Below are 12,535 nucleotides of genomic sequence, written 5' to 3'. Positions count from 1 at the left end.
CTCGGGTTGGATCGGGGCATGAGCACCCACCGTCCGCACCTGTGCCGATGAGCCGCCCCCTGCAGGTCGGCGTTCAGCTGCCCGAGGTCGAGCGGCGGGTCGAGTGGCCCGAGCTGCTCACCATGGCCCGCACGGCCGAGGAGGTCGGGCTCGACTCGCTCTGGCTCGGTGACCACCTGCTCTACGACCTGCCGGGTGGGCTCACCCGCGGGCCGTGGGAGGTGTGGACCTCGCTCGCTGCTGTCGCCGCCGTCACGTCGCGAGTCGAGATCGGGCCGTTCGTGGCCTCGACCGCCTTCCACGCGCCGGCGATGCTCGCCAAGATGGCCGCGACCGTCGACGGCATCTCGGGCGGCCGTCTGGTGCTCGGACTCGGGGCTGGCTGGAACGAGCGGGAGTACACCGCGTACGGCTTCCCGTTCGACGAGCGGGTCACGCGCTTCGAGGAGGCCTTCACCGTCATCCGCACCCTCCTGCGCGAGGGGCGCATCGACCACCACGGCCGCTTCCACGAGCTCACGGACTGCGTCCTCGACCCCGGTCCGACGCGTCCGGGCGGGCCGCCGCTCATGCTCGGCTCGACCGGGCCGCGCATGCTGCGCATCGGGCTGCCCCACGTCGACCTCTGGAACACCTGGTGGAGCGACTACGCCAACTCCCCGGCCGAGTTCGCACGGCTCAAGGCGCGGGTCGACGCGGCGGTGTCGGCGGCGGGTCGGACCGATCCCGTCGGCGCGACGGCGGCTGTCCTCGTCCAGCTCGCCGGCGGGGCGGGCCGCGTCATGGGCGACTCCGGGTACGCCGCGTCGGTGACGCCCGTCAGCGGCGGTCCCGGAGCACTGGCCGAGCACCTCCACGCGATGGCCGAGGCCGGCGCTGAGCACGTCCAGCTCGTCCTCGACCCCATCACGACCGAGAGCATCAGCGCCATCGGCCGCGCCCTCGCCGTCCTCGACGGCTGAGCCCCGCCACGCCCGCAGACCGGGACGAGCAGGTCGAGGTGGTGCGCCGCGCCGGGACGCGTCCGAACACCTCGACCCGACGGAGGCATCGGCGGTTCGAGGTGAGATGTCGCGCCCGGCCGCGCCAGATAACCTCGACCACGACCACGCGCAACCGGACTGGGCATGCGGAAGGGCCCGCCCCGCCGAAGCGGAACGGGCCCTACCGATGAAGCTGGTGCTGCAGGTGCAGCGTCAGATCACTTGATGATCTTCGTGACGCGACCGGCGCCGACCGTGCGGCCACCCTCACGGATGGCGAACTTGAGGCCGTCCTCCATGGCGATCGGCTGGATGAGCTCGACCGTCATCTCGGTGTTGTCGCCGGGCATGACCATCTCGGTGCCCTCGGGCAGGTGCACGACACCCGTCACGTCCGTGGTACGGAAGTAGAACTGCGGACGGTAGTTGTCGTAGAACGGCGTGTGACGGCCGCCCTCGTCCTTGGACAGGATGTAGACCTGAGCCTCGAAGTCGGTGTGCGGGGTGATCGAACCCGGCTTCACGACGACCTGGCCACGCTCGACGTCCTCGCGCTTCGTGCCACGAAGGAGCAGGCCGACGTTCTCGCCCGCGCGACCCTCGTCGAGGAGCTTGCGGAACATCTCGACACCGGTGACGGTCGTCTTGGCCGGCGGGCCGGTGTGGATGCCGACGATCTCGACCTCCTCGTTGACCTTGAGGATGCCGCGCTCGATACGACCGGTGACGACGGTGCCACGACCGGTGATCGTGAAGACGTCCTCGACGGGCATGAGGAACGGCTTGTCGATGTCGCGCTCGGGCTCCGGGATGTAGTTGTCCACGGAGTCCATGAGGTCGAGGACCGACTGGCCCCACTTCTCGTCGCCCTCGAGCGCCTTGAGCGCCGAGACCTGGACGACCGGCAGGTCGTCACCCGGGAACTCGTACTGCGAGAGGAGCTCACGCACCTCCATCTCGACGAGCTCCATGATCTCCTCGTCGTCGACCATGTCGGCCTTGTTGAGGGCCACGACGATGTAGGGGACGCCGACCTGGCGGGCCAGGAGGACGTGCTCCTTCGTCTGCGGCATCGGGCCGTCGGTCGCCGCGACCACGAGGATCGCGCCGTCCATCTGAGCCGCACCCGTGATCATGTTCTTCACGTAGTCGGCGTGGCCCGGGCAGTCGACGTGGGCGTAGTGACGACCCTCGGTCTGGTACTCGATGTGCGCGATCGAGATGGTGATACCGCGCTGGCGCTCCTCGGGAGCCTTGTCGATGTCCTCGAACGCGAACTGCGGGTTGAGGTCGGGGTACTTGTCGTGCAGGACCTTGGAGATCGCAGCCGTCAGCGTCGTCTTGCCGTGGTCGATGTGACCAATGGTGCCGATGTTGACGTGCGGCTTGGTCCGCTCGAACTTTGCCTTCGCCACTGTGTGTCCTCCTCAGGACTTTCTAGTGTTACGCCGTACGACCAGGGCAGGACGTGGCGCGATGGGTTGGGATTTCCGAAGAAAGAGACTACCGGGATGACCCGTCGTCACTCGCCGCGGGTCTTCTTGATGATCTCCTCGGCAACGGCCTTGGGGACCTCTGCGTAGGAGTCGAACTCCATGGAGAAGCTCGCGCGACCCTGCGTCTTGGACCGCAGGTCACCGACGTAGCCGAACATCTCGGACAGCGGGACGAGGCCCTTGACGACCTTGGCTCCGCTGATGTCCTCCATGCCCTGGATCTGGCCACGACGGGAGTTGATGTCACCGATGACGTCGCCCATGTAGTCCTCGGGCGTACGGACCTCGACGGCCATCATCGGCTCGAGCAGGACCGGGTCGGCCTTGCGGATGGCCTCCTTGAGGACCATCGAGCCGGCGATCTTGAACGCCATCTCCGAGGAGTCGACGTCGTGGTACGCACCGTCGTTCAGGGTCGCCTTGATGCCCACGAGGGGGTACCCGGCGAGCACGCCGTACTGCATGGCGTCCTGGATTCCGGCGTCGACCGACGGGATGTACTCACGCGGCACGCGACCACCGCTGACGGCGTTGACGAACTCGTACATCGAGCCGTCCTCGGTCTCGCCCAGCGGCTCGAAGGACACCTGGACCTTCGCGAACTGGCCCGAGCCACCGGTCTGCTTCTTGTGCGTGTAGTCGTACTTGAGCACGGCGCGACGGATCGTCTCGCGGTAGGCCACCTGCGGCTTGCCGACGTTGGCCTCGACCTTGAACTCGCGCTTCATGCGGTCGACGAGGATGTCGAGGTGCAGCTCACCCATGCCGGCGATGATCGTCTGGCCGGTGTCCTCGTCGTGGTGGACCTGGAAGGTCGGGTCCTCGGCGGAGAGCTTCTGGATGGCCGTGCCGAGCTTCTCCTGGTCGCCCTTCGTCTTGGGCTCGATGGCGACCTGGATGACGGGGTCGGGGAAGGTCATCGACTCGAGCACGATCTGCTCGTTGACGTCCGACAACGTGTCGCCGGTCGTCGTGTCCTTGAGGCCGATGGCCGCGTAGATGTGGCCGGCGAGGGCCTCCTCGACGGGGTTCTCCTTGTTGGCGTGCATCTGGAAGAGCTTCCCGATGCGCTCCTTGCGGCCCTTGGTCGAGTTGATGACACTCGTGCCCGAGCTGATGTGGCCCGAGTAGACGCGGATGAAGGTGAGCGTGCCGAAGAACGGGTGCGTGGCGACCTTGAAGGCGAGGGCCGAGAACGGCTCGTCCTTGCTCGGCGCACGCGTCAGCTCGACACTCTCGTCGCCCGGCTTGTGACCGATCATGGGCGGGACGTCGAGCGGCGACGGGAGGTAGTCGACGACGGCGTCGAGCATCGGCTGCACGCCGCGGTTCTTGAAGGCGGAGCCACAGAACACCGGGTAGAGCTCGGAGTTGACCGTCAGCTTGCGGATGCCGGCCTTGATCTCCTCCGGGGTCAGCTCCTCGCCGCTGAGGTACTTCTCCATGAGGTCGTCGTCGGACTCGGCGACGCGCTCGACGAGGACCTGGCGGTACTCCTCGACCTTGTCGAGCATGTCCGCCGGGATCTCCTGGATCTCGTACTTCGCGCCCATCGTGACGTCACCCTTGGCGTCGCCCGGCCAGACCAGGGCGCGCTTGTAGATGAGGTCGACGACGCCGAGGAAGTCGTTCTCCGCACCGATCGGCAGCTGCATGACGAGCGGCTCCGCGCCGAGGCGGTCCTTGATCGTCTGCACCGTGAAGTAGAAGTCGGCGCCGAGCTTGTCCATCTTGTTGACGAAGCAGATGCGCGGCACGTCGTACTTGTCGGCCTGGCGCCACACCGTCTCGGACTGGGGCTCGACGCCCTCCTTGCCGTCGAACACCGCGACCGCGCCGTCGAGGACGCGCAGGGAGCGCTCGACCTCGACCGTGAAGTCGACGTGTCCGGGGGTGTCGATGATGTTGACCTGGGTGCCTTCCCAGAAGGAGGTCACGGCGGCAGACGTGATCGTGATGCCGCGCTCCTTCTCCTGCTCCATCCAGTCGGTCGTCGACGCACCGTCGTGCGTCTCACCGATCTTGTGGTTGACACCGGTGTAGAAGAGGATGCGCTCCGTCACCGTGGTCTTGCCAGCGTCGATGTGCGCCATGATGCCGATGTTGCGGACCTTGTTCAGGTCCGTCAGGACGTCAAGTGCCACGTCAGTTGTCTCGTCTCATTCGTGTAGTGAAGTCTGCGGTTTTCCCGCATCCGTCTCGTGCCCACGGGCCTCGGTCTCGAGGCGCCGCGGGCGTTGCCCGGTGGGGGCACCCGTTCAACGCGGGTGGCAGGAGCCGGTGTTCCCGGCCGGGTGGCGCGTCGACCCGCCATGAGCGGGGCCGCGCCACCCGGCGCGGGCTGGGGTCACCAGCGGTAGTGCGCGAAGGCCTTGTTCGACTCGGCCATCTTGTGCGTGTCCTCGCGACGCTTCACCGCGGCACCGAGGCCGTTGGAGGCGTCGAGGATCTCGTTCATGAGGCGCTCGGTCATCGTCTTCTCACGACGCTGACGCGAGTAGCCCACGAGCCAGCGCAGGGCCAGCGTCGTGCTGCGGCCCGGCTTGACCTCGATCGGCACCTGGTAGGTCGCACCGCCGACGCGGCGGGACTTGACCTCCATGGCCGGCTTGACGTTGTCGAGCGCGCGCTTGAGCGTCGCGACCGGGTCGGTGCCCGTCTTGCTGCGGACACCCTCGAGGGCGCCGTAGACGATGGTCTCCGCGATGGACTTCTTGCCGTCGAGGAGGATCTTGTTGACGAGCTGGGTGACCAGCGGGCTGCCGTAGACGGGGTCGACGACGAGCGGGCGCTTCGGAGCGGGTCCCTTGCGAGGCATCAGCTCTTCTCCTTCTTCGCGCCGTAGCGGCTACGAGCCTGCTTGCGGTTCTTGACACCCTGGGTGTCAAGGGTGCCGCGGATGATCTTGTAGCGGACGCCGGGGAGGTCCTTCACGCGACCGCCGCGCACGAGCACGATCGAGTGCTCCTGCAGGTTGTGGCCGACGCCGGGGATGTAGGCCGTGACCTCGATGCCGCTCGACAGGCGCACGCGGGCGACCTTGCGGAGGGCGGAGTTCGGCTTCTTGGGGGTGGTCGTGTACACACGCGTGCACACACCACGACGCTGGGGCGAGCCCTTGAGCGCCGGGGTCTTGGCCTTGGAGGCCTTGTCCTGGCGGCCCTTGCGGACCAGCTGGTTGATGGTAGGCAACCTGTGACTCCGTAACGTTGCTTTGTTGTCAGTCGCCCTGGTGGGCGGCTCCTTGGCTGTTCGGCCCTTCGACCCCCGAGGTCGGGTGTGTCCCGGGGCTGTCCGTGCCGGTTCTCCCCCCTGCACTCCCCACGGGACCGACCGGGTCGGCCCGCGCGGGTTGCCCGGCGGGAGGTGTGCTCTGGACCCCGGTGATGTCGCGCCGCCGGAGGCGGTGGACAGGGCACGAGGGCCGTCATCGCGCATGCCTGAGGGCATGCCTCAGACACAGTGTTCAAGCGTACCGGCGGGCGGCACGGCGACCAAATCGGTCTGGGCACCCCCGCGACGCCCGGGGCCGCAGGGCCCGGAGCGATGGGTGGCCGGCTCAGCCGAGACGCCAGTCCCCCGCGTACATGTGCAGGACCGGGACGCCGAGCACCTCGCGGGCGCGGGAGGCCCAGTCGGTGTGGAAGGTGTCCTCGACGGCGTGCGGCTCGGTGACGATGACGACCTCGGCGGCGCCGAGGCGCGCGACCTCCTCGACAAGCGTCGGCACCGGGTCGTCGGCGGTGATCTCGCCGGTCGCAGTGGCCTCGTGGCGGGCGAGCTCGGACAGCGTCGTCGACAGCGCGGTGTCGGCGTCGACACGCGCCTCCTGGCGGTCGACCGGGCGGAGCGTGTCGATCGCCTCGCGCATCTCGAAGAGGCTGAGGTGGTTGAGGAACGTCGAGAGCAGGTTGCGCTCGGTGTCGGCCGGGACGAGCACGCGATAGGTCGGCGCCTCGTCCTCGTGCAGGGCCACGATCTTGTCGACGTCTCCCGGCTTGAGCGCCTCCTCGGTGAGGATGATGATCGTCGGGGCCGGGGCGCCGGCGTCGGCGCCGCCGGTCGCACCGGCCGGCGCGGTCTCGGCGGGGGCAGCGGGGGCAGCGAGGGAGTTGTCGCTGCCGGCGTCGCTGCCGGTGTCGGTCGGGGCGTCGGCCGTGGGCTCGGTCATGCGGGTCAGCCTATAGAGCCGGACGGCGCCGCGGCAGCGCGCCCCGCAGGCCTCAGCCGTTCGTCATGCGCCACCGCGCGAGCAGGACGCCGAGACGGTCCTCGACCGGCCGCGTCGACGAGCCGCCGTAGTTGCCCATCATGACGAAGACGTAGCGTCGCCCGTCGGCACCGGTGACGTAGCCGGCGAGCGTGGACACGCCGGTCAGCGACCCGTTCTTGGCCCGGAGGTTGCCGGCCGCCTCCGTCCCCTCCATCCGGCTCGCGAGGGTGCCGCCGCTCCAGCGGACCGGGTCGCTGCCGGCCATCGGCAGGGCCGCCCGGAAGGTGCCGGCCCAGCTCGTGCGCTGGACCTTGTCGAGGAGGGCGGCCAGCTGGTTCGGGGTGAGCCGGTTGGCCCGGGCCAGGCCCGAGCCGTCGACGAACCGCAGCCCCCGAACGTCGATGCCGACCCGCGCGACGAAGGCGCGCACGGACGCCGTGCCGTCGGCCCAGCTGCCCGGCCGCCCGGTCCGTGCACCGAGCGTCTTGACGATCGCCTCGCCGTGCGAGTTGTTGCTCAGCTTGAGGAACGGCACGAGCAGCTGGGCCAGGGTCATCGACGCATGCCGGGCCAGCAGCGTCTGGCCGGTGGGCGTGCGGCCCTTGACGGCGGCCCCGTCGACGCGGACTCCCGCGGCGACGAGACGGTCGCGGAACGCCCGGGCGGCCAGGATCGCGGGCTCGTTGACGGTGACCCACTTCTTGACGGTCGACCGACCGACCGCGAGGCGTCCGCTGACCGTCACGAAGTTCGTGCCGGAGCGGCGCGTCAGCGACAGCGTCGTCGCCGAGCCCTTCGCCCCGGTCGAGGCCTGGTTGACGAGGGTGACGGTGCGCGCGGCCGACGGCGGCGTCAGGGTGAGGCGTGGCCGGGCCCCGGCCGCGCTCGCAGGGGTGACGTTGACGATCACGGTGCCGGCGTCGTAGTCGGTGTCGGGCGCGAGCGTCAGGCCCGACACCTGCGCGGCGTAGTAGTCCGACGCGTACGCCGTCGACCAGTACGGGCTGTAGCGCTGCTCGTCGAAGTAGGTGGGGTCGCCCACGATGTCACCCGTGACGCGCGTGACGCCCTTGGAGCGCAGCGCCGACGCGAGTGCGGTGAGGTCCTTCTCCATGAGCGTCGGGTCGCCGCGGCCCTTGAGGTAGAGGCGGCTCACCACTCCCCCCGACGGCGCCCTGGGCGCGAGGACGTCGGTGGTCCACCGATACCCGCTGCCGAGCACGTTCATGGCGGCCGCAGCCGTGAAGACCTTCTGCGTCGAGGCGGGCATGAGCGGGGTGTTCGCGTAGCGCACGTACACCGGCACCCGTGTCGACGCGTCCTGCACCGTGACGCCGACCCGCGCCGAGGACGTGGTGACCCGCGGATCGGCCATGACCCGGCCGACCTCGCGTCGGAGCGCGGCGTCCCGTGACTGGTAGCCGGCGGCCCGGGAGTCCTGGGCCGTCGCGGTGACGACCGCGACGACGGTGACGACCGCAGCGACGACGATCCCCGCCGTCCGCCGTCGCTGCTCGGGCCCCCCGCTGCTGCGTGGACGCGCCCCGGGCCGGGTGCGCAGGGGGCTGGACAGGACACGCGGCGGACGGATCACGGCGGCCTCCAGGGGCATCGCGTCGACGGGCGCGCGTCCGGCAGTCCGGCGCTGCCGGTCCGATCACCCTGCCGGGCAGGCTAGTCCGTTTTGTCCGCTTTCGCCGGTCGGGGCTCCACCGGCCCCCGGGCGCCCGATCGCGGGCGACCTCGACCCGGAACGGCCGCAGGGCCGGCTCCCCGGGTGGGGAACCGGCCCTGCGGACGGTGTTCGTGCGATGCGACCGTGCGGTCGCGACCGGTCAGAACTTGTCGAGACCGAGCGCCTCGTCGTCGAGGCGGATCGCCTCGCCGGACCCGCCACCGAAGCCCGCGTAGTCGTACGCGTCGTAGTTCGGCAGCGAGTACATGGCGGCCTTGGCCTCCTCGGTGGGCTCGACCTTGATGTTGCGGTAGCGGGGCAGCCCCGTACCGGCAGGGATGAGCTTTCCGAGGATGACGTTCTCCTTGAGGCCGAGCAGCGGGTCGGACTTGCCCTCCATGGCGGCCTGCGTGAGCACGCGGGTCGTCTCCTGGAAGGACGCGGCCGACAGCCACGACTCGGTCGCGAGCGAGGCCTTCGTGATGCCCATGAGCTCGGGACGACCGGCGGACGGGCGACCGCCCTCGGCCATCGCCTTGCGGTTGGCCTCCTCGAAGCGACCACGCTCGGCCAGCTCGCCCGGCAGCAGCTCGGTGTCGCCCGACTCGATGATCGTCACGCGGCGCAGCATCTGGCGCACGATGACCTCGATGTGCTTGTCGTGGATCGACACACCCTGCTGGCGGTACACGGCCTGCACCTCGTCGACGAGGTGCTTCTGCGCGGCACGCGGGCCGAGGATGCGCAGCACCTGCTTCGGGTCGATGGCACCCTGCACGAGCTTGGTGCCGACCCCGACGTGGTCGCCGTCCTGGACAAGCAGGCGCGAACGCTTGCTGACCGGGTAGGCGTGCTGCTCGGAGCCGTCGTCCGGCGTGAGCAGGATGCGACGAGCCTTGTCGGTGTCCTCGATCTCGATGCGGCCGGTGGCCTCGGCGATCGGGGCGACACCCTTGGGCGTGCGGGCCTCGAAGAGCTCGACGACACGCGGCAGACCCTGGGTGATGTCGTCGGCCGCGGCCGCACCACCGGTGTGGAAGGTACGCATCGTCAGCTGCGTGCCCGGCTCACCGATCGACTGGGCCGCGATGATGCCGACGGCCTCGCCGATGTCGACGAGCTTGCCGGTCGCGAGCGAACGGCCGTAGCACTTCGCGCAGGTGCCGACCTTGCTGTCGCAGGTGAGGACCGACCGGACCTTGATCTCGTCGATCCCGGCCTGGTACAGCGCCTCGATGGCGACGTCACCGACGTCGGAGCCGGCCTCGGCGAGGACCGTGCCGTCGCTGCCGACGACGTCCTCGGCGAACGTGCGGGCGTAGACCGAGGCCTCGACGACCTCGCTCTTGGTCCGCGTGCCCGTGACCTCGTTGGTCGCGGCGATGGGCAGCTTGAGCCCGCGCTCGGTGCCACAGTCGTCCTCACGGATGATGACGTCCTGCGACACGTCGACGAGACGACGCGTGAGGTAACCCGAGTCGGCCGTACGCAGAGCGGTGTCGGCCAGACCCTTTCGGGCACCGTGGGTCGAGATGAAGAACTCGACCACGGTCAGGCCCTCGCGGAAGTTCGCCTTGATCGGGCGCGGGATGATCTCGCCCTTCGGGTTGGCCATGAGGCCACGCATGCCGGCGATCTGACGGATCTGGAACCAGTTACCACCAGCACCCGAGGACACCATCCGGTAGATGGGGTTCGTGCGCGGGAAGTTGGTCTCCATCTCCTTCGCGACCTGGTTGGACGCCTGGGTCCAGATCTCGACGAGCTCCTGACGACGCTCGTCGTCGGTGATCAGACCGCGCTCGTACTGGGTCTGGACCTTGGCGGCCTTGGTCTCGTAGCCCTCGAGGATGTCCGTCTTGTTGGCCGGCGTCGTGACGTCGGCGATCGAGACGGTGCAGCCCGAGCGGGTCGACCAGTGGAAACCGGCCTCCTTGAGGGCGTCGAGGGACGCGGCGACCTGCACCTTGGAGAAGCGTTCCGCGAGGTCGTTGACGATCGCCGAGAGGCGCTTGCGGTCGACCGGGCGGTTCTCGAACGGGTAGTTCACCGGCAGCGTGTCGTTGAAGATCGCGCGGCCCAGGGTCGTCTCGAGCGTCAGGGCGGGAAGCATCCCGTCCTCGCCGACCTCGACACCCTCGGGGAGGGCGTAGCCGAGCGGCGGCACGACGTCGGTCAGGCGCAGCTTGATCGCCGAGCCGAGCAGGATCTCGCCACGGTCGAAGGCCATGCGGGCCTCGGACGGGGACGAGAACGCGCGACCTGCACCCGGACCGCCACCGTCGACGGCGTCGGTCAGGTGGTAGATGCCGGTGATCATGTCCTGCGTCGGCATGGTCACGGGGCGACCGTCAGCCGGCTTGAGGATGTTGTTGCTCGACAGCATGAGGATGCGGGCCTCGGCCTGCGCCTCCGCCGACAGCGGCACGTGGACGGCCATCTGGTCACCGTCGAAGTCGGCGTTGAAGGCCGAGCAGACGAGCGGGTGGATCTGGATGGCCTTGCCCTCGACGAGCTGCGGCTCGAAGGCCTGGATGCCGAGACGGTGCAGCGTGGGTGCACGGTTGAGCAGCACCGGGTGCTCGGTGATGACCTCCTCGAGCACGTCCCACACGACGGCGCGGGCACGCTCGACCATGCGCTTGGCCGACTTGATGTTCTGCGCGTGGTCGAGGTCGACCAGACGCTTCATCACGAACGGCTTGAACAGCTCGAGCGCCATCTGCTTGGGCAGACCGCACTGGTGCAGCTTGAGCTGCGGGCCGACGACGATGACCGAACGGCCGGAGTAGTCGACGCGCTTGCCGAGCAGGTTCTGGCGGAAGCGACCCTGCTTGCCCTTGAGCATGTCGGACAGCGACTTGAGCGGACGGTTGCCGGGGCCCGTGACCGGGCGACCACGACGGCCGTTGTCGAAGAGGCTGTCGACGGCCTCCTGCAGCATCCGCTTCTCGTTGTTGACGATGATCTCGGGCGCGCCGAGGTCGAGCAGTCGCTTGAGGCGGTTGTTGCGGTTGATGACGCGACGGTAGAGGTCGTTGAGGTCGGACGTCGCGAAGCGGCCACCGTCGAGCTGCACCATCGGACGCAGGTCCGGCGGGATGACCGGGATCGCGTCGAGGACCATGCCGGTCGGGTGGTTCGTCGTCGTCTGGAACGCCGACACGACCTTGAGACGCTTGATGGCGCGGGTCTTCTTCTGCCCCTTGCCCGTGGCGATGATCTCGGTCAGCGACTCGGCCTCGGCCTCGAGATCGAAGGACTGCAGACGCTTCTGGATCGCCGCCGCGCCCATGCCGCCCTCGAAGTAGAGGCCGAAACGGTCACGCATCTCGCGGTAGAGGATCTCGTCGCCCTCGAGGTCCTGGACCTTGAGGTTCTTGAAGCGGTCCCAGACCTGCTCGAGGCGCTCGACCTGCTGGTCGGCGCGCTTGCGGATGTTGTTCATCTCGCGCTCGGCGGAGTCGCGGACCTTGCGCTTGGCGTCGGCCTTGGCGCCCTCGGCCTCGAGCGTGGCGATGTCCTTCTCGAGAAGCTGCGCGCGGGCCTCGACGTCGGCGTCGCGGCGGTTCTCGATCTCCTTCTTCTCGACCTGGATCTGCGCCTCGAGCGAGGGCAGGTCGGCGTGACGCTGCTCGTCGTCGACGGACGTGATCATGTACGCCGCGAAGTAGATGACCTTCTCGAGGTCCTTCGGGGCGAGGTCGAGCAGGTACCCGAGGCGCGACGGGACGCCCTTGAAGTACCAGATGTGGGTGACGGGCGCGGCGAGCTCGATGTGGCCCATCCGCTCACGACGCACCTTGGCGCGCGTGACCTCGACGCCACAGCGCTCACAGATGATGCCCTTGAAGCGGACGCGCTTGTACTTGCCGCAGTTGCACTCCCAGTCGCGGGTCGGGCCGAAGATGCGCTCGCAGAACAGGCCCTCCTTCTCCGGCTTGAGGGTGCGGTAGTTGATGGTCTCGGGCTTCTTGACCTCGCCGTGGCTCCACTGGCGGATGGACTCCGCGGTGGCAAGGCCGATGCGCAGCTCGTCGAAGAAGTTGACGTCGAGCACGTGGTTCCTTCTCTCGTAACTCTCGTTAAGTCTCTGTGGTCTGACTGGTGTCTCGTCGACCGGTGGCCCGGGTGCCGCTCACCACGCTCGTGGTGGGTGAGCCGGCGG

The 12,535-nt window shown here is 68.9% G+C and carries 8 protein-coding genes; 1 reads left to right on the top strand and 7 read right to left on the bottom strand.

All coding sequences use genetic code 11. The annotated features are described in order from the left end of the window. Positions 1-47: 47 nt before the first annotated feature. Positions 48-962, top strand: coding sequence for an LLM class flavin-dependent oxidoreductase (locus RY076_RS04885; protein ID WP_323096481.1), 915 nt, complete (start codon positions 48-50; stop codon positions 960-962). Between the two features lie 239 nt (positions 963-1,201). Here RY076_RS04885 and tuf read toward each other — a convergent pair whose 3' ends face one another. The 7 genes from tuf to RY076_RS04850 form a co-directional block, all read right to left on the bottom strand. Further along, positions 1,202-2,398, bottom strand: coding sequence for an elongation factor Tu (gene tuf, locus RY076_RS04880; protein WP_323096480.1), 1,197 nt, complete (start codon positions 2,396-2,398; stop codon positions 1,202-1,204). A 107-nt stretch (positions 2,399-2,505) separates the two neighbouring features. Continuing rightward, positions 2,506-4,623, bottom strand: coding sequence for an elongation factor G (gene fusA, locus RY076_RS04875; protein WP_323096479.1), 2,118 nt, complete (start codon positions 4,621-4,623; stop codon positions 2,506-2,508). 203 nt (positions 4,624-4,826) lie between these two features. Further along, positions 4,827-5,297, bottom strand: coding sequence for a 30S ribosomal protein S7 (rpsG, locus tag RY076_RS04870; protein WP_323096478.1), 471 nt, complete (start codon positions 5,295-5,297; stop codon positions 4,827-4,829). Continuing rightward, complete coding sequence (gene rpsL / locus RY076_RS04865; RefSeq protein ID WP_076264083.1) at positions 5,297-5,671, bottom strand: 30S ribosomal protein S12; 375 nt, start codon at positions 5,669-5,671, stop codon at positions 5,297-5,299. Before rpsL ends, rpsG begins: the two co-directional genes overlap by 1 nt. A gap of 367 nt (positions 5,672-6,038) precedes the next feature. Further along, the gene (locus RY076_RS04860; RefSeq protein ID WP_323096477.1) at positions 6,039-6,650 is read right to left on the bottom strand and encodes a hypothetical protein; all 612 of its coding nucleotides are present in this window, start codon (positions 6,648-6,650) and stop codon (positions 6,039-6,041) included. 52 nt (positions 6,651-6,702) lie between these two features. Beyond that, positions 6,703-8,286 carry a D-alanyl-D-alanine carboxypeptidase/D-alanyl-D-alanine endopeptidase gene (gene dacB, locus RY076_RS04855; RefSeq protein ID WP_323096476.1) on the bottom strand — a complete coding sequence of 528 codons (1,584 nt, stop codon included), beginning with the start codon at positions 8,284-8,286 and terminating at the stop codon, positions 6,703-6,705. A gap of 241 nt (positions 8,287-8,527) precedes the next feature. Continuing rightward, positions 8,528-12,427, bottom strand: a complete 3,900-nt coding sequence (locus RY076_RS04850; protein ID WP_323096475.1) for a DNA-directed RNA polymerase subunit beta' — start codon at positions 12,425-12,427, stop codon at positions 8,528-8,530. Positions 12,428-12,535: the final 108 nt, after the last annotated feature.

The organism is Intrasporangium zincisolvens (assembly GCF_034724055.1).
Lineage (GTDB): Bacteria > Actinomycetota > Actinomycetes > Actinomycetales > Dermatophilaceae > Monashia > Monashia zincisolvens.
This window is presented reverse-complemented; position numbering and strand designations above follow the sequence as displayed.

Bases quoted from the DNA above. Each gene is read 5' to 3' on its own strand.
- RY076_RS04885 (WP_323096481.1), top strand. From the start codon at position 48: ATGAGCCGCCCCCTGCAGGTCGGCGTTCAGCTGCCCGAGGTCGAGCGG.
- rpsG (WP_323096478.1), bottom strand. From the start codon at position 5,297: ATGCCTCGCAAGGGACCCGCTCCGAAGCGCCCGCTCGTCGTCGACCCC.
- RY076_RS04860 (WP_323096477.1), bottom strand. From the start codon at position 6,650: ATGACCGAGCCCACGGCCGACGCCCCGACCGACACCGGCAGCGACGCC.